At 66.8% G+C, this 16372-nt stretch carries 14 protein-coding genes; 4 read left to right on the top strand and 10 right to left on the bottom strand.

Features of this window, described 5'->3' with window-relative positions; all coding sequences use genetic code 11:
• Positions 1 to 111: 111 nt before the first annotated feature.
• The 5 genes from ACQP2T_RS40710 to ACQP2T_RS40690 form a co-directional block, all read right to left on the bottom strand.
• Positions 112 to 573 carry an RloB family protein gene (locus ACQP2T_RS40710; protein ID WP_433519899.1) on the bottom strand — a complete coding sequence of 154 codons (462 nt, stop codon included), beginning with the start codon at positions 571 to 573 and terminating at the stop codon, positions 112 to 114.
• Between the two features lie 130 nt (positions 574 to 703).
• Positions 704 to 1978 carry an AAA family ATPase gene (locus ACQP2T_RS40705; RefSeq protein WP_433510172.1) on the bottom strand — a complete coding sequence of 425 codons (1275 nt, stop codon included), beginning with the start codon at positions 1976 to 1978 and terminating at the stop codon, positions 704 to 706.
• A 268-nt stretch (positions 1979 to 2246) separates the two neighbouring features.
• Complete coding sequence (locus ACQP2T_RS40700) at positions 2247 to 3356, bottom strand: class I SAM-dependent methyltransferase (RefSeq protein WP_433510171.1); 1110 nt, start codon at positions 3354 to 3356, stop codon at positions 2247 to 2249.
• Positions 3357 to 3573: 217 nt separating this feature from the next.
• Positions 3574 to 4455, bottom strand: coding sequence for a hypothetical protein (locus ACQP2T_RS40695; RefSeq protein WP_433510170.1), 882 nt, complete (start codon positions 4453 to 4455; stop codon positions 3574 to 3576).
• Positions 4456 to 4558: 103 nt separating this feature from the next.
• Positions 4559 to 5551, bottom strand: a complete 993-nt coding sequence (locus ACQP2T_RS40690; RefSeq protein WP_433510169.1) for a S66 family peptidase — start codon at positions 5549 to 5551, stop codon at positions 4559 to 4561.
• Between the two features lie 199 nt (positions 5552 to 5750).
• On the opposite strand from ACQP2T_RS40690, the gene ACQP2T_RS40685 reads away from it, so the two are divergent.
• Entirely contained in the window at positions 5751 to 6641 is an 891-nt protein-coding gene (locus ACQP2T_RS40685) for an aldo/keto reductase (protein ID WP_433510168.1), read from the top strand.
• Positions 6642 to 6708: 67 nt separating this feature from the next.
• On the opposite strand, the gene ACQP2T_RS40680 is transcribed toward ACQP2T_RS40685, so the two are convergent.
• The 3 genes from ACQP2T_RS40680 to ACQP2T_RS40670 all read right to left on the bottom strand — a co-directional run bounded on the left by ACQP2T_RS40680 (position 6709) and on the right by ACQP2T_RS40670 (position 9695).
• Positions 6709 to 7098, bottom strand: a complete 390-nt coding sequence (locus ACQP2T_RS40680) for a DUF1877 family protein (protein ID WP_433510167.1) — start codon at positions 7096 to 7098, stop codon at positions 6709 to 6711.
• Between the two features lie 133 nt (positions 7099 to 7231).
• Positions 7232 to 8674 (bottom strand): serine hydrolase domain-containing protein, encoded by a 1443-nt coding sequence (locus ACQP2T_RS40675; protein ID WP_433510166.1) that lies wholly within the window; start codon positions 8672 to 8674, stop codon positions 7232 to 7234.
• Between the two features lie 127 nt (positions 8675 to 8801).
• Entirely contained in the window at positions 8802 to 9695 is an 894-nt protein-coding gene (locus ACQP2T_RS40670) for a tachylectin-related carbohydrate-binding protein (protein ID WP_433510165.1), read from the bottom strand.
• Positions 9696 to 9979: 284 nt separating this feature from the next.
• Between ACQP2T_RS40670 and ACQP2T_RS40665 the strand changes: the two genes are divergently transcribed.
• Positions 9980 to 10480 carry a MarR family winged helix-turn-helix transcriptional regulator gene (locus ACQP2T_RS40665; RefSeq protein ID WP_433510164.1) on the top strand — a complete coding sequence of 167 codons (501 nt, stop codon included), beginning with the start codon at positions 9980 to 9982 and terminating at the stop codon, positions 10478 to 10480.
• A gap of 17 nt (positions 10481 to 10497) precedes the next feature.
• The gene (locus ACQP2T_RS40660; RefSeq protein WP_433510163.1) at positions 10498 to 11727 is read left to right on the top strand and encodes an MFS transporter; all 1230 of its coding nucleotides are present in this window, start codon (positions 10498 to 10500) and stop codon (positions 11725 to 11727) included.
• 522 nt (positions 11728 to 12249) lie between these two features.
• On the opposite strand, the gene ACQP2T_RS40655 is transcribed toward ACQP2T_RS40660, so the two are convergent.
• On the bottom strand, positions 12250 to 14022 hold the full coding sequence (locus ACQP2T_RS40655) for an NAD+ synthase (protein WP_433510162.1): 1773 nt from the start codon (positions 14020 to 14022) through the stop codon (positions 12250 to 12252).
• A gap of 73 nt (positions 14023 to 14095) precedes the next feature.
• Positions 14096 to 15214, bottom strand: coding sequence for an MDR family MFS transporter (locus ACQP2T_RS40650; protein ID WP_433519898.1), 1119 nt, complete (start codon positions 15212 to 15214; stop codon positions 14096 to 14098).
• 153 nt (positions 15215 to 15367) lie between these two features.
• On the opposite strand from ACQP2T_RS40650, the gene ACQP2T_RS40645 reads away from it, so the two are divergent.
• Positions 15368 to 16369: a DUF5937 family protein gene (locus tag ACQP2T_RS40645; protein WP_433510161.1), complete on the top strand. Its 1002-nt coding sequence runs from the start codon at positions 15368 to 15370 to the stop codon at positions 16367 to 16369.
• The last annotated feature ends 3 nt before the right edge of the window (positions 16370 to 16372 follow it).

Below are 16372 nucleotides of genomic sequence, written 5' to 3'. Positions count from 1 at the left end.
GCGAGGACGGCACCGTCCGAGTGGGGAACCTGACGCTCGCCCTTTTGGGGAAACCTACCCGCCCGTCCAAACTCGCCTGGAAACGCATATCGCCTCGCGTCTCGTGGCGAGCTAATCGAGTCCGGCTCGTAGCTCGGTGACGAGTCGCCAAGCGTTCGTCGAGGGATTTTTGGAGACCTCGCGTCCGGTTGGATCGATCTTGCGGGCCCGACGGCATGCATCTTCCAGGCCATGTGAAAAGTCCGAGAACCGAGTCGTCCCTTCGCTCCATGAAGGGACGAGGGACTTAAGCTTCTTCTTGGCTTCTTCGGCAGATTGAAACGGCCGTGTGCAGTCAACGTGATGCATGATCAGCCAGAATTCGAAACATGGAGTGGACAGGCAAAGCTCGACAGAGGTGCGGCTGGCTTCTCTGACAAGATCGTCGGCTAGAGACTGATCAAGTTCCGTGTCCAGAACACACCAAACAGCGCTGTATTCGTGGGACTTGCGAGTGCATGCCTCGCGTACTATGGAGAGATGGTCGACTTCTGGCATGTCGACGTCGATTTGAGGCCCACGACGCGACCGCATGCCGATGAAGTAATCTCTCTCGGTTTTGCCTTCACAAAGAATCAAGAACGAAGATCGCTCCTGCCGCGTGCCACTCCTTTTCCGGTCGAGGCGGGTCTCCGTATTAATTTTCTTTCTGTTTCTCTCGCCTCTAAGGTTCCGAGGAGACATCGTCCGCCTCTCTGCGGGTCGTCAGAGCAGCGGCGAACAGGTTGTCGCTGACAATCGGCACGGCACCGTAGCGACCGGCCAGGTAACGTCGCTCACGGTTTTCATCGAGTCGGGGCTTGAAGTCGGTCAGGGGGAAAAGCTCGGTGGCGCCATGTTCATTCTTCTCCGTGAACCAGATGGCGTCACGGCGTAGTACTTCTTCACCTTGGATTCGGCCGAGGAGGGTCGCATCGTGGCTGCTGAAAATGAGTTGCGCCCCACGGGTATTGAGCGCCGGATCGCTGAAGAGCTTGATGAGCTGTGCTGTCAAATACGGGTGTAGACTCGAATCGAGCTCGTCGACGACCAATGTCGAGCCGCGATTAAGCGTCCTGAACACGTCGAATCCAATTTCGTACAGGATCTGTGTTCCCAAAGATTGGTCACGTAGGCTCAGGGCAAACGTTCCGCCCTCGCCCTTATGCTTGAAGAATATATCCTTGCGGCGCTCTGGCGTGTATCCGTCTGGCCCTTTGAGGCGCATGGATCTTTCTGCGAGCTCCGCATCGGTCTCTTCGACTATCTCAGCGGACTCGATTCCGGTGTCTGCCGCCTGCAGGAGGGTGGTTATCCTCTCCAAGAGGCCCAGGCGATCCAGTGATTCGGCGGTGAAGGGGCGCCCTGGTGGTCGGAAATGGCGGGGGTTTCGGGTCAGAATTTCTGTGAACCAGTCATAGACCGGTCGAATTTCCTCTTGCCGCGATCTCGCCGCAATGGACAGGAATAGTACGTTGGTCTCGGTGATCGCGGCTACCTGGCGCATTGATGAGGGTGAGTGATCTCCGTAAGAGTAGTCGTCCAAACATCGATGAAATATCACCCTCTTCTTTTTCAGAGGGTAACTGAACATCCACTCTTCGACCACCTGGGCATCGTCCACAGCAAACCCATAGGTGTATCGCACGCCCTCGATCAGCAGATCGACCACGTAAGTAGAGGGCTCCTCGAGAGCCGCAGAATCCAAGGCGAAGGGGTGGCGCTTTATTCCTGCCCCAGGCTCGGATTCGCGAAGAGATCCTCGAACGAGGTTGCGCATGTAAACAAGGGCATCTATTACATTGGACTTGCCTGAAGCATTCGGTCCAAATAGGCCGATCACGGGCACGGCTTCGGCGGTAAGAGGTGACCGTGAGTCCGCTTCGTAGCTGGGTGTCAGGAGAAGTTGCTGCTCATCGCGGAGCGAGCGATGGTTGGTAACGCGAAAACTCAGCAGCATAGGTGGGCTGACCTCCTCGTCGCGAGGGTTATGTGCTGTTCTGTGTGGAAAACCAGAGAGAAGCAGCCTCAGTCACTCTACGCGACATGCGCGCTCGCTGTCTTGTCGAGCGGCCAGGTCTAATTCGCGCGAAACCGGAGTTCTGCGGATTGACCGGAGTTCTGCATGACAGAAGAGCGCCGCTCGGCGGCGGCGCGTCAGGTCAGCGGGGCCGTCTGACATGTTATGGCGCGGGCGTTCTTCGGGCGGTATGGCGCGAACGAGCGGTTCAGGTGTCGAGTCGGTACAGGCGGAAGAAGTCGTTGTCGACCGGCAGCACCGTGCATCGGGCGAAACCGGCCTCACGCGCCCACTCTCCGACGGTCTCCGCGCGCAGTACCGTGCCCGTGGCCGCCGAGGGCTTCTCGGCGAGCTGTGCGGGCAGGCAGTGGGTGACGCTCCAGCCGTACATCATTCGTTCGACCTTGTCCCCGGGCGCGCTGAAGCGGTCAGCCACCCGCTCGTCGGCGACGAGCACCGTGCTGCCAGGGGTTAGGGCCAGGTGGACGGCTCGCAGCACCTGGACCGGTTGGGGGAGGTCGTGCAGGGCTTCCAGGATGAGTACGAGGTCGTACGGGCCGGTGTCGGGCAGGCGCTGGGCGTCGGCGTGCACGAAGCGCACGCGCCCCTCGAGATCGCCGTCGGTGAGCTGGCGGCGGGCGTCGGCGATCGAGGCCGCGTCCAGGTCGAGGCCGTCCACCCCCGCATTGGGGAAGGCGCGGGCCATCGCCAGAGTCGACCACCCCTGCCCGCAGCCGACGTCGGCGATGCGCGGGTGCGGCGCCGCCTTCAGGCGGGCCACGACGTCCGGCATCGCGGCCAGCCAGTCGGTGGGCAGTTCGTGGGTGAAGGCGGGGCGGTTGATGTGGCCTTGGCCGTGCCGGAAGGCATGGCCGTAGTCCTGGTAGGGAACGCCGTCACCGGTGCGGTAAGCCTGTGCCACCTCGGTCAGGACGCCGCCGATCCCGGCGAGCATGTGGGCCAACGGCGCCACATGCGCGGGGTCGTCGACGTGCGTCAGCACCCGGGCGTACGCGGGGTCTAGGCGGTAGCGCCGCTCCCTGTCGGCGGCCTCGGGAAAGCCCGGTTCGACCTGCAGAAAGCCGGCCACGGCCTGCTGTTCCAGCCACTCGTGGGCGTAACGCGCCGCGATCCCGGCCTGCTCGCCGAGTTGCGCGGCGGTCAGGGGGCCCCGTTGTTCCAGTACGCGGTAGAGGCCGAGTTCGGCGCCCAGGTAGACCGAGAAGAGTTCGAGGGCGCCGATGGTGCTGTCCAACAGGCGTTCGACGAGCTGGTCAGTATGGACTTCCGAGCTGGTGTCGATGTTCAAGGCGTCCATGGCCGCCTCTTCTCCTCAACGACGTCATGAATGCAGAAGAGTCGCCTGCCCGGAGACCCGCCGGTATGCGGGACGACATGTACGTGAATACGCATTTTTGGGGTTGGTTGCCAGTGGGCGACCGTCGCGTACTGTCGAGCGAACTGGACGCGACCTGCCCTTTGCCCGGCTCGTCGAACTTGATCGGGGTTGGGGTGCTGGCGCGAAGTTCCACGAATCACGAAGGCGGCTGCAGGCCTTCGTACATCGGGAGCATGTGATCGAGCCGGGTGGTGAATTGCGGTCGGCCCAGGTCCTGGTAGGCGCGCGCCCAGAGGGGGAGCAGGCTGGAGAAGCGGGCGATGTCGCGGTGGAACGCGTCCATGATTCCGTGCAGGGCGGTTGCCGGGAACCCCGCGTCCAGCAGTTGGCCGGCGTCGGCGAGGACGTCGTCCAGCCGGTAGGAGTCCATGAGGCCGTCGGGGGCGAACGCGTCCGCGGGGGCCAGCACTCCGGGGCCGATTCCGTACGCGCCGGGCTCGTGTCTCCATCCGGACGGGACCGCGAGCTCGAGGGGCACCACCACGTCGAAACCGTCCGGGGTGACGGCGCGTTCAGGGGCGGGGTCGAGGTCGAGCTCGGCGGCGACGCGGGCGATGAGGGAACGGTCGTCGTCGCTGAGGTTCTCCTTGCGGAGGCCGAACGAGAGCATCCACTCCAGGCCGGCCCGGGTGTCCCTGGCGATGACGCGTCCTCCGGGTTCCTGGCCGAAGAGGGCGACAGGGTGGTCGGTTCCGCCCAGTTCCGGCGCGGGCACCACCCATCCGACGTGGGTGCCGTTGCCCAGATGGCCGAACTGCAGATACTCCGGCGTGGCGAACAACGGCACGTGGTCCCCTCGCCACGCCGGACCTGGATAGGCCTCTTCCCAGCCGTCGGGAGCGCGGGGAACGGATTCCAGGTCGAACATGAAGTCGTAGTGCGTGGTCAGGAGTCCGTCGTCGTACACCTCCTCGTCGATGAAGGCGTGCGGCCAGGCGATGTCGACCAGTTTGGCGAGCGCGGGCGGTGTGGGAAAAGGGAACAGGTCGTCAACCCAGGCCGGGGGTGCGGCAGTCATGGCGATCAAGCTGCCACTTGTCTGGCTGGCGCGGCAAGCGGTTCGAGCACACGGCTCGAAACCCTGAGGGGCTGGGCTCCGGGACGATGGACAAGCCGGTGCGTCAGTGACGTAGGAGGGTCAGGCCGGTCTGGCCGTTGGCGATGGTGAGCTGGGCTTGGCCGCCGACCGGAAAGGTGGCCAGGGGGTTGGTATGGCCGACGTCGATGTTGGCCAGGACTGGGATGCCGGTCAGCGTCGGCTGGGCGTCGATGATTTGTTCCAGCAATGGGCGGGTCATATTGCTGGCGCGCTGGAACCGTCCGATCGCCAGTCCTCGAATCCCCGGAGCGTCGGGAAGCTGCAGCAGCGAGGTCAGATTGCGGGCGAAGGTCGCCGGCTGCGACTCGAAGTCGTCCTCGATGATCAATATCGCGTCGGCGAGGGCCGGCATGTAGGGAGTGCCTTGCAGCAGGTTGAGGGTGCACAGATTGCCACCGACGATTCGCCCCTCGGCGACGCCGGGCCGGATCGGCCACCATCCCTCGTTGGGTGTCAGTTCGCGCTTGTCCTGGTCGAGGAACCAGAGATCGTCGCTCCAGTGGGCTGCCGGGTTCAGGGGAATCGGAGCGGTGTCGAACATGGCTGAGGTGAACCAGCTCAGGGTCTGCTCGAGGTGGTCTCGCATTCCGAACGTCGACCAGTGCGGGCCGGAATAGGTGACCAAGCCGGTGCGGGCGAGGATGGCGTTCTGCAGCGCCGTGATATCGGAGTATCCGCACAAGATTTTCGGGTTGGCGCGGATCAATTCCCAGTCCAGGTACGGCAGCAGCTCATTGGAGTTGTAGCCGCCGATGACCGTCAGAATCGCCGCGACCGATGGGTCGGCGAATGCCTCGTGCAGGTCGGTGACGCGTGAGGCGATGCTGGAGGAGTTGAACGCGTCTCGCTCGTCGACATGGCTGCCATAGGAGAGTGTCAGGCCGAGTTCGGCGAACCGGGAGTTGATGATGTCGGTGTGGTCGTGCTCCATCACGAACGCGCGGGACACGGCAGGTGCCACTACCCGTATGACGTCGCCGTCGGTCAGCTTGGGAGGGAAGATCACATCCATCATTGTCGGAGTGTATGGGTCAGAGCCTTGGCATCGTAGATATTTATCTGCTCCTTGGTCACGTGGAGGCCGAGGGCGGCAGCGGATGGTCTGGGCGAGGTTGTCGACTGTCTTTGCTGAGGAAGTACGTCCATCTATTCCTGGCCTGGGAGGTACTGATGTGCTCTCCCTCATGCGGCCGGGGCTTCCTACGGTGGATGTCATGACCACCACTTCTCTCCAGTTGAACAACGGCGTCGTGATGCCGGCCCTCGGTTTCGGCGTCTTCCAGTCGTCTCCGGAGGAGACCGCCGCGGCGGTCGAGACCGCGCTGAAGACGGGCTACCGGCACATCGACACCGCTGCCGCGTACGCCAACGAGCGCCAGGTGGGCGAGGGCATCCGCCGTTCGGGGCTGGACCGCTCGGAGGTGTTCATCGAGACCAAGGTCTGGGTGAGCGACTACGGGTACGACCAGACCCTGCATGCCTTCGACAAGGCCGCCGGGAAGCTCGGCGTGGAGCAGATCGACCTGCTCATCCTGCACCAGCCGGCGCCGAAGGGATTCGACGCGACCATCGCCGCCTATCGGGCGCTCGAGAAGCTCCTGTCCGACGGGAACGTCCGCTCCATCGGGATCAGCAACTTCATGCCCCGGCACCTGGCCGAGCTGATCGAACGCACCGATGTCGTGCCCGCGGTGAACCAGATCGAGCTGCACCCCTACTTCACCCAGCCTGAGGTGCGGCAGGCCGACGCGGAGCATGGCATCCTCACCCAGGCGTGGTCGCCCATCGGCGGCATCACCTTCTATCCCGGCTGGGGCGAGCACCGCAGAAGCGTGCTTTCCGATCCGGTGCTGGGCGAGATCGCCGACGCACACGGGAAGACGCCGGCGCAGGTCATGCTCCGCTGGCACCTGCAGCAGGGCCGCTCCGCCATCCCGAAGTCCGTCAACCCCGCCCGCATCGCCGAGAACTTCGACGTGTTCGACTTCGAACTGTCAGCCGAGGAGATCGCCCGCGTCGACGCGCTCGACACCGGCGTACGCAACGGTCCAGACCCCGACGAACGGGATCCGTTCAGCCTGGGGATCGTCATCCCTGAGGCATAAGCGCCCTTCGCCTGACGACCATGAAACGCTCACCTACAACACGTCGATCTCGGACTAGCGCGGGCCGTCAGTACCAGGACATCGTCATACCCGCGTCCGCGTGAACGGCCGCGCTGTAGATCTCCTTGAGGTCGGCGAAGTACAGCGTGAAGTACTCCTCGTCGTCGCCGTTGACGTTCTCGGTCGTCCGTAGGCCCGTCATGAACTGCTCGACAGTGACGGGTGAAAGGCGCTCCCAGAAGGCTCTGACCTGTTCGGGGGTGAGTCGGCCCACGAATCCGTCCTCCGCCCCCTCGGCGTCGACGCCGTCCGAACCCCCCACTCCGTGAACGATCTCGTCGCCGTCGAGCCCCAGTGCCTGCAGCCCCACGCTGAGGGAGTACGCGCTCGTGTCGAGGTCGCAGCTACCAAGCTTCTTTCCGTCCCTGACGACGTCGATGTAGATGCAGACCCCCACCGTCGCCTCCCTCGTATACCGTGACCTGGCCTTCGGTGATCAGCATAAAAGGTGTAGATCTTCGAGGTGGTCGAGAAGTCCAGCTCAACTCCCGGTTCCCCAACACGTCGATCATGGAAAGTGGGAGCTCGGGCTAAGCGACGTCGGGCCGGGTCATCAGCGGCGACCGCAGATGCAACTCCAGGCTGGGGCCGGTCAGGGGCACGGTGCTCCACGTCGCCACCGCTGTGCCCGCGTCGGCGTCGAGCACCAGCCGGACCCGGTGCGGGGTGGTGATGACGTAGAGGTCGGCGACGAACGTGTTGCCCTGCCAGGCGCCGGCGGCGACGACCGGGCGGCCGAGCGGCGAGCTTTCCCGCCATTCGCCGTGCCCGACGGCGACCTTGAGGGACGACCCGAGTCGCAGGTGCCATCCGCCGTCCACCGGCTCGACGGCCACCGTGGTGCCGCCGGGCAGGGCTGAACCCTCGGCGGAGGCGTCGATCCTCGCCGCACCCGAACGGGAAGGGGCAGCCGAACCAGGCACCTGCGCGAGTGACAGCCGCCGCAGCCGATCGGCGAGGATCTCGTCGTCCTGGGTGCTTCCCGCGTCATCCAGGCCGGGCAACAGGCAGTCCCAAAAGACGCCGGGCAGTGCGTTTACCTGCTCCACGGCGGCGGTCACGACGACCACGAGATCGTGGGACGGGACGACCACGCATTGCTGACCGAACGCGCCGTCACCGTGATAACCGTGACGCGACATCCAGAACTGGTAGCCGTACCCGCAAAGAAAGTCGGGGTTGGGCGAGTCGTCATCGAGTTGCCGGGTCTCGATGTGCGTCTCGATGTGCCGTCTGGTCGCGAGCTCCACCCATTCGCGCGGGACGAGCTGACGGTCGCCCCAGACGCCTCCGCGCAGCAGCAACTCGCCGAAAGCGGCGACGGCCTCGGTCGTGAGGTGCAGCCCGTGGAATCCGAAGGCGGCACCGCTCGCCACCCGATCCCATTCGGCGTGGTCAACGCCCATCGGCTGGAACAGGCGGTCGTCGAGCAGTTCCGGCAGGCCGCGGCCGGTGACCCGCTCCACCATCCGGGCCAGGACGAAAGTGGTCGCATTGTCGTAGGTGTGCCGGGTTCCCTCAGGCTCGGAGAACGGTACGCGCAGGAAGCCCTTCACCAGGTCGTCCGGTTCCAGTTGCCAGGCCTCGGCGAGGCTGTCCGTGCTGTGCCCGGCCGTCATGGACAGCAGGTGGTGCACGGTGATGCGGCGTCCCTGCTCGGAGATGTCGGCCGGAACGTGGTCGGGCAACACGTCCACCACCCGGTCGTCCAGCGAGAGCAGCCCGTCGGCGATCGCGAGCCCCACCGCGACCGAGGTGAACGACTTGGTCAGCGAATAGAGCAGATGCGGGCGCCCGGCCGAGTACGGCGCCCACCAGCCTTCGGCGACGACGTGACCGTGGCGTACGACCATGATGGAGTGGAGCTCGACGGATCCTGCTTCGAGCCGGTCCAGCAACGCGACGATCGAACGGGACGAGACCCCCGAAGCCGCCGGTGTCGAGCGCGGTAGCAAGGCCGGCTGAGAACGCATGCGGGCACCCTAACAAGGCGAAATGCCAGATTCACCGGGATTTTCGCGCGACGAGACGGCCGTCGGGGGAAGGGCGAACCGAACCCAGACGCCCTCACCCTTCGCAGGCTTCTTCGAGGCGGGCCTATCAACTGGTGATCTCTCCAGCGGGGAAACGTGGACTGCCGAGGTATGTCCACCCGGTGTAGCCCGGTTTGTAGACGCCTGGTTCGAGATACTTGAACCATCTGAGCTCGCCGCTGCGGAGCAGGACGTAAAAGACGCCCCGGTAGGCCGTCTCGTCCTGGTGGACCAGCCATCCGGTGCCGTTGCGTTCATATGCGTCCCTGAACCAGGTCCGGCCGCCTTTCTCGGGTGCGCGCTGCCGGTGCCAGTTCAGGTCTCCGCGTGCGTCAACGGTGAACAGGACGCCGTCTTCCGATGCGACGATGCGGCGGTAGCGTTGCCAGCCCCGCTTGACCACCGTGCAGCGACCGGCGTTCACCCATGGTTCGGTGGCGTCGGCTCCCAGATAGCGATACCAGCAGAGTTCGCCGTTGGGCCGGAGGCCGTAGAAAATCTGGTCCGAGTCGTTTCCGGGGGCGGCGGTGAAATCCTTGAATGCGTTGAACCCGTGCCCGATGCCCTGACCGGAGTCGGCTTCCAGACGTGCGCCCGGCTGATATTCGAAGAGGAACAGGTCGCCTGACGCGTCCACCCCGTAAAGGGAGCCGTCCGCTCCTGCCTCCAGCCAGCGGAATCGGTTCCAGCCGCCGCCAAGCTCCTCACCCTGTGGGGTCAGCCACTTGGCGCCGCCGTTCTCGGGATCGGTGTGGACGAAGCGGCGGAGGGTTCCGTCGGCGAAGATCGCGTAGAGCACGCCAGAGCCCGCATAGGTGATCTTTCTGGCCTTTTTAAAGGATGGGAGGGCAGCCCGTGCCACCTTCGCGGCCTGCGAGGACGGCGCGTCATCGCCAAGGAAGCGCACATAGGCGGGTATCGCGGCGATGGCTGGGATCAGCACGGCTCCGGCCAGCCACATCAGGAACGTGTGGCGATCGACCCGCCTGTGGGGCGCTTCTTCTCGAGTTGGCTTCTCTTTCCGCTGCTCTTTCTGCGTCCGGGGGCGTGCGGCGGTGCGGGCACGGGAGCGTGGTGGCATCGGGGGTTCTCGTCGGGAGGGAAGGGGCGAGACCAATGACAACATGTCATCACTCTCCGCGCTAGCACAATTACGAAAAGCGATTGCGAGTCGGTTGTGTCGCTACGACGCTGCTCCCATGGCCATAACAACAGTACTTATATAAGTGCTTATATGATGAGCTCATGGCTGATCTCCATGCACCCGATCCCACCCAGGTGAGCCTCTGGCGGCCTCTGCGGCTCCTTCAGGCCTCCATGGACGCGGACATCGCCCAGATCTACTCCAAGACACGCATCAAAGGGCTCAAGACGAGCTTCGTGATGGAACTGCTGCGGCTTCACGCCTGTGGACCGATGACCATCACCGAGCTGGCCGAGTCGGTCAACCGGACGCATTCGGCACTCAGCCAGAAGGTGGCCGCGATGCGCGAGGCCGGCTGGGTCGAGACCATCGAGGGCGACGACGCGCGCAGCAAGAAGGTGACGCTCACCGACAAGGCCCGCGGCATCGTCGGCCGCCTTGCGGCGGAGTGGCGGGCCACCGAGGCCGCCATCGCCGAGATCGAGGCTGAGATCCCCTATCCGCTCTCGCGGGTCGTCACCGACATCGAGCAGGCCCTTGCCCGCAAGAGCTTCCACGACCGGATCGCCGAGAAGCTGGCAGAGGACCCCGCATGGGGCTGAGGCACGCCCTACTTGATGTGACCCCACTACGGACCTCCCCGCCGTTCCGCCGGTTATGGATCAGCCAGTCCCTGTCCGCTTTCGGCAGCCAGATGACGCTCGTCGCCGTGATGTTCCAGGTCTGGCAGATGACCAACAGCACCGCGTGGACCGGCGCCGTCGGCCTGGCGCAGGCGATTCCGCTCATCGTGCTCGGGCTGTTCGCCGGATCGGTCGTCGACCGTGTGGACCGCCGCAGGCTCTGCCTGCTCACCACCGGCGGGCATGCCGCGTGCTCGCTTCTCCTCGCATGTCAGGGATTCTTCGGAGCCCTCCCAGCCATCGGCGTTCTGGGGCTGGTGGTCGTGCATTCCTGCTTGGGCGCTGTCGGCGGCCCGGCCTCGCGCACCTTCATCGCGCACCTTCTGCCCAAGCACCAGCTGGCGGCTGGGCTGGCGCTGAGACGTATCGCCTCCCAGGGCGCCATGCTGGTCGGTCCCGCGCTGGGCGGGCTGGTCGTGGGTGGGCTGGGTGTCGGCGGCTGCTACCTGATCGACGCGCTCACCTTCGTCGCCGCGCTCTACGGTGTGTTCGGTTTGCCACAGATGAGCCCTGGGGGCGAGCCCGCCCGCCCCGGCCTGCGCGGAGCGCTGGACGGCCTGGCCTTCCTGGCCGGCACTCCCGTCATCCGCGGAGCCCTGCTCACGGATCTAGCCACGACAGTGCTGTCGATGCCGATCAGCCTGTTCCCCTCGATCAATGCGGAACGGTTCGGCGACGACCCGCGCACTCTCGGGCTGTTCCTCACCTCCATAGCCGTCGGTGGCGTCGCGGCCTCCCTCTTCTCCGGGACGTTCACCCGGCTTCCCCGGCCTGGCCTGGTCATGCTCGGCGGATCCGCTACCTGGGGCGCGGCACTCGCGCTGTTCGGCATGTCGCCCCATCCCTGGATCGGGCTGGGCTTCCTCGTCCTGGCCGGCGCGGCTGACACCGTCTCCGTGGTGTCCCGGAGCACCATCGTCCAGACGCACACCCCGAGCGAACTGCTCGGCCGTGTCAGTGCTGCCGAACAAATCGTCGGGCAAGCCGGCCCCGACATCGGCAACATGCGGGGCGGCCTCGTCGCAGACGCTACATCGGGAGCAGCGGCCCTGATCAGCGGCGGCTTGCTCTGCCTCGGCGCTGTCGCCGCAGTGGGAGCCACCACGCCTGGCCTGCGCCGGTCCTCAGTAACACTTCCAGTCGCTGCTACCGACCAGGCTCCCTGAGGGGAATCCAGGCGACTCATGCCGCCCGAGGCTGGGGCCGGGGGAGCGCGAGGGGGCTGGCAAGTCCCCTCGCCAAGGGGCGAAGCGAGGACCATGCCTGTCGGGGGTCGAAGGGGGCGGCAGCCCCCTGGGAGACGCTGCCCGAGCCATGAGCGCGCAGCGCCTCCGTGACGAGGACCATGCCTGTAGAGCGGTCAGTCTCGGGTGAGGCCCGGCCGCGACGCAGCTCGGTTCGGGTGCGCTGGCCGCCTTCACCGCGGCTCAGCGCCAGACGTTCCTGTCCGATCTCGCGGGGCTGACCAGGCTCCGGCGGGAGAGCGAGAACGATCCCCTCGTCGCGCTGCTCATCGACGCCGCCATCGCCCACATCAAGGCCGACCTACAGGTGATCGAAGCAGCCGAACAACGTCTCGCCCCGCTCGCCGAGCAGGCGCCCGGGATGACGGTGACACAGGACGCCGAGGTGGCTACCGGCTGACCGCGCCGCGCGAGCCATGCGCGCGGCGCCTTCCGCGATGAGGCTCAGGAGGTGGTTTCGCGCCACCTGTTGGTGATGGGGAGGCGGCGGTCGCGGCCGAAGTTCTTCGGGGTGATCTTCGGGCCCGGCGGGTACTGGCGGCGCTTGTACTCCGCCGTGTCCACCAGTCGGATGATGCGTGTCACCAGGGCGGGGTCGTGGCCGGCCGCGATGAGCTCCTGTACGCCCATGTCCTTCTCGACGTAGTCGTCGAGCAGCCGGTCCAGCACCTCGTACGGCGGCAGCGAGTCGGTGTCGCGCTGGTCGGGACGCAGCTCGGCGCTCGGCTCCTTGGTGATCGAGTTCTCCGGGATGGGCCGCTCGGCGTCGAGGCGGAACGACGGGTCGCCGTGGGCGTTGCGCCAGCGGGACAGCTCCCACACCATCGTCTTCGGTACGTCCTTGATCGGCGCGAAGCCGCCCGCCGAGTCGCCGTACAGCGTGGAGTAGCCCGTCGCCAGCTCGCTCTTGTTGCCGGTCGTCAGCACCAGATGGCCGTGCTCGTTGGACAGGCCCATGAGGATCGTGCCGCGGACGCGGGCCTGGAGGTTCTCGGCGGCCAGCCCGGACAGGTCGATCTCCTTCTCGAAGGCGTCGACGATCTCGCCGATCGGCACCACCTGGGCGTTGATGCCCTGCCTGCGTACCAGCTCCTCGGCGTCGCCGAGCGAGTGGTCGGAGGAGTAGCGCGAGGGCATCAGCACGACGTGGACGCGATCGGGGCCGATCGCGTCGGAGGCGATGGTCGCGGTCAGCGCCGAGTCGATGCCGCCGGACAGGCCCAGGATCACCGACTGGAAGCCGTTCTTGACCACGTAGTCGCGTACGGCCAGCACCAGCGCCGAGTAGACCTCCGCGTGCGGGTCCAGCCGCTCCGCCACCCGCGCGGGTACGGGCTCGCGCGGCTCGACCGGGTCGGACGACAGCACCAGGCGGTCCACGGTGATGGTGGAGCCATCGCCCGTGTCGTACGGGAACGACCCGGTCTCGGCGGTGGAGACCGGGAGATCCAGGTCCACCACGAGCAGCTCCTCGCGGAACTGCCCGGCGCGCGCCACCAGCTCGCCCGCCGCGTCCACCACGATCGAGTCGCCGTCGAAGACCAGCTCGTCCTGTCCGCCGACCTGGTTGACGTAGACGAGCGCGCACCCGGCCTCACGCGCCCTGCGCGCGCACAGCTCCAGGCGTACGTCGTCCTTCTCCTTCTCGTACGGCGAGGCGTTGGGCGCGACCAGCAGACCGGCGCCGGCCTGGCCGACCACGGCCACCGGGCCGCCCTCCTGCCACAGGTCCTCGCAGACCGCGATCGCCACGTCGACCCCGTGCAGCCGGAAGATCGGCAGCCGGTCGCCGCGCACGAAGTAGCGGTATTCGTCGAACACGCCGTAGTTGGGCAGGTGGTGCTTGGCGGTGCGGACGACGACCTCGCCCCGGTGGAGCACCGCGGCGGCGTCGAGCGAGGCGCCCTTGGGCTGGCCGATGCGCGGCGCGAGCCCCGCCCGGTCGACGTAGCCGACGACGACGGGCAGCTCGCCCAGCCCCTCCTCCCGCAGCCTGAGCGCGACCTCGCCCAGCGTACTGATGCTGGCGTCCACGAAGGACGTGCGCAGGACCAGGTCCTCCACCGGATAGCCGGTCAAGAACATCTCCGTGAACACGACCAGGTGCGCGCCGCGGTCCGCGGCGTCGCGGGTCCACGTGAGCAGTCGGTCGGCGTTGCCGGAGAGGTCGCCTACGGATGGATTGGTCTGTGCCAGCGCGATACGGAGTTGTGCCACAAAGGTCAGCCTAGTACGGTGCCGTTTTTATCGTCCAAGCGACGAAAAGTGGGCTCTCTCACAGACCCTGAAATCACAGAGCCGGCTGGAGGGCGCGCCGTCTGATCGCCGGGCCGAGCGCCAGCATGGCCACCGCCGACAGCAGTCCGACGCCGCCGACCGTGAACCACAGGGCCCGCGGCCCCACGTCCAGCAGCGCCCCACCGGCCAGCGGCGCCAGCACCGAGGCGACCGACCACGCGAACCCGAACAGCCCCGAATACCGCCCCCGCAGGTGCGCGGGCGCCAGCGCGGCGACGATGGTCCCCGCGATGCCCGCCGTCATGATCTCGCCGGCCGTCCAGACGGCGATGGTGACGCCCAGCCAGACGGCGTCGGTGACGAAGGCGGTCAGCGCGAACCCGGCCCCCGTGATGGCCAGCCCCAGCGCGAGCGTCCTGGCGGCGTCCAGGCGGCCGATCCAGCCGGACACCAGCGGCTGCACGATGACGATCAGCACCCCGTTCAGCGCCATCGCCACCCCGAACTCCCCGGTGGACAGCCCCGCCTGCTTGACCATCGCGACCGGCAGCATGGTCACGGTCTGCATGTACACCAGCGCCTGTCCCAGCACGACGAGCGTGAAGGCGACCATCAGCCGATCGCGCAGCACCACGCCGAACCCGCCGCCCCCCTCCCGCTCGGCCGTGCGGGTCTCGGGGACCGCCCGCCAGACCAGTACGGCGAAGATCACGCTGCTGACGGCGTCGATCCAGAACAGCCAGCCGAACCCGAGCTGGGCCAGCCACCCGCCCGCCGTCATCCCGACCGCGTAGCCGAGGTTGATGGCCCAGAACAGCAGCCCGTACGCCCTGGGCCGCTCCACCGGCGAGACCAGGTCCGCCACCAGGGCGTTGGACGCGGGCCGGTAGGCGTCGACCACCAGCCCCAGCACGAACATCGAGGTCGTGATCGCGGCCAGGGAAGTGCTGTATCCCAGCGCCAGCATCGCGGCGGCGGTGGCGATCATGCTGCCGGACAGTGTGGCCCGCCGCCCGATCCGGTCGGTCAGCCACCCGCCGAGCAACTGCGAGATCAGCGACCCCGCGCCGAACACGGCCATCACGAGCCCGGCGCCCGCCACCGAGACGCCCCTGGCCTGTGTCAGATAGACGCCGGTGAACGGCATCACCATGGTGCCCAGGCGGTTCACCAACGTCCCGCTCCACAGAGCCCAGAACGGCCGGGGGAGTCCACCTACCTGGGACCTCAAGAACGACTGCTTCTCAACGACAGTGCTAGTCACGGAACAAGAGTGATCTGTCGCCTTTGGTGGCCGCGAACGATTTAGGGCACACTAAAAGGTATGTCGGTGACCTGGGTGATGCGGCCGGAGGACGTCGCGCGGATCAGGTTCGCGTTCTCCCCGATGTGGGAGCTGGTCGCCAGCCTGCGTACGCTGCAGGACCCGGCCAGGCAGTCGATCCACCTGCCGTGGATCAAGTGCGTGCGCCCCCGCCTCGCGGAGCTGGATCTGACCGAGCTGTTCGCGCTCGTTCCGCCGAGCGGTTATCTCGCCGACTTCATCACACCGCCGCCCGACACGCCGCTGCCGGACTTCTCCGCCGAGCTGGATCGCGTACGGCTCACCCTGCCCGAACGGGCCGGCGCCGAGGCGGCCCAGGTGCGAGGGACGGACCGGGCGGTGATCGAACGGTTCATGGCCGATCCGGTGGCGGGCGTGGCCCGGGTCGCCGACGCGCTGCGGATTTACTGGGAGACGTGCTTCGCCGAGTTCTGGCCGCGCGTCTACGGGCTGCTGGAGCGCGACGTGCTGCGCAGGTCGCGGCAGCTGGCCCAGGGCGGTGCACATGAGCTGTTCGCCGCGCTCGATCCGGCCGTGGAGTGGACAGGGGAGCGGCTGCACATCGACCGGCCCTGGTGCGCGTCGGGCGGGCTGCACGGCGATGGGCTGGTGCTGGTGCCGAGCGCGTTCTACTGGCCGTCGGTGGCCGTGATGTCGGCTCCGTACCAGTCGATGCTGGTCTATCCGGTGCTGGGCGTCGGGACGCTGTGGGAGCAGGGGCCGCCGCCCGCGCCCGAGGCGCTGGCGGCGCTCATCGGGCGCAGCCGGGCGCGGATCCTGCTCGCGCTGGCCGAGCCCAGCACGACCTCGGCGCTGGCCGGGCGCATGTCGCTCACGCCCGGCGCGATCAGCCAGCACCTCGGCGTGCTCAGCGGCGGAGGGCTGGCCGTCGGGATGCGCGTTGGCAAGCAGGTCGTGTACCGCCGCACCGCCGCGGGCGACACGCTGGCCGCGGGCACACCCGCGACGCCCGCCCCCGCGCCCGTCCTCACGCCGTCCTGACCC

The organism is Nonomuraea sp. CA-143628 (genome assembly GCF_050942315.1).
Taxonomy (GTDB): domain Bacteria; phylum Actinomycetota; class Actinomycetes; order Streptosporangiales; family Streptosporangiaceae; genus Nonomuraea.
Note: the sequence above shows the minus strand (reverse complement) of the source record. Positions and strands in the feature narration are given on the sequence as shown.

Excerpts from the sequence above, each read along its gene's own strand:
- ACQP2T_RS40665 (WP_433510164.1), top strand. The coding sequence starts at position 9,980 with ATGGCTGATCTCCATGCACCCGATCCCACCCAGGTGAGCCTCTGGCGG.
- ACQP2T_RS40695 (WP_433510170.1), bottom strand. The coding sequence starts at position 4,455 with ATGACTGCCGCACCCCCGGCCTGGGTTGACGACCTGTTCCCTTTTCCC.
- ACQP2T_RS40700 (WP_433510171.1), bottom strand. The coding sequence starts at position 3,356 with ATGGACGCCTTGAACATCGACACCAGCTCGGAAGTCCATACTGACCAG.
- ACQP2T_RS40675 (WP_433510166.1), bottom strand. The coding sequence starts at position 8,674 with ATGCGTTCTCAGCCGGCCTTGCTACCGCGCTCGACACCGGCGGCTTCG.
- ACQP2T_RS40645 (WP_433510161.1), top strand. The coding sequence starts at position 15,368 with ATGTCGGTGACCTGGGTGATGCGGCCGGAGGACGTCGCGCGGATCAGG.
- ACQP2T_RS40705 (WP_433510172.1), bottom strand. The coding sequence starts at position 1,978 with ATGCTGCTGAGTTTTCGCGTTACCAACCATCGCTCGCTCCGCGATGAG.
- ACQP2T_RS40710 (WP_433519899.1), bottom strand. The coding sequence starts at position 573 with ATGCGGTCGCGTCGTGGGCCTCAAATCGACGTCGACATGCCAGAAGTC.
- ACQP2T_RS40690 (WP_433510169.1), bottom strand. The coding sequence starts at position 5,551 with ATGATGGATGTGATCTTCCCTCCCAAGCTGACCGACGGCGACGTCATA.
- ACQP2T_RS40670 (WP_433510165.1), bottom strand. The coding sequence starts at position 9,695 with ATGTGGCTGGCCGGAGCCGTGCTGATCCCAGCCATCGCCGCGATACCC.
- ACQP2T_RS40685 (WP_433510168.1), top strand. The coding sequence starts at position 5,751 with ATGACCACCACTTCTCTCCAGTTGAACAACGGCGTCGTGATGCCGGCC.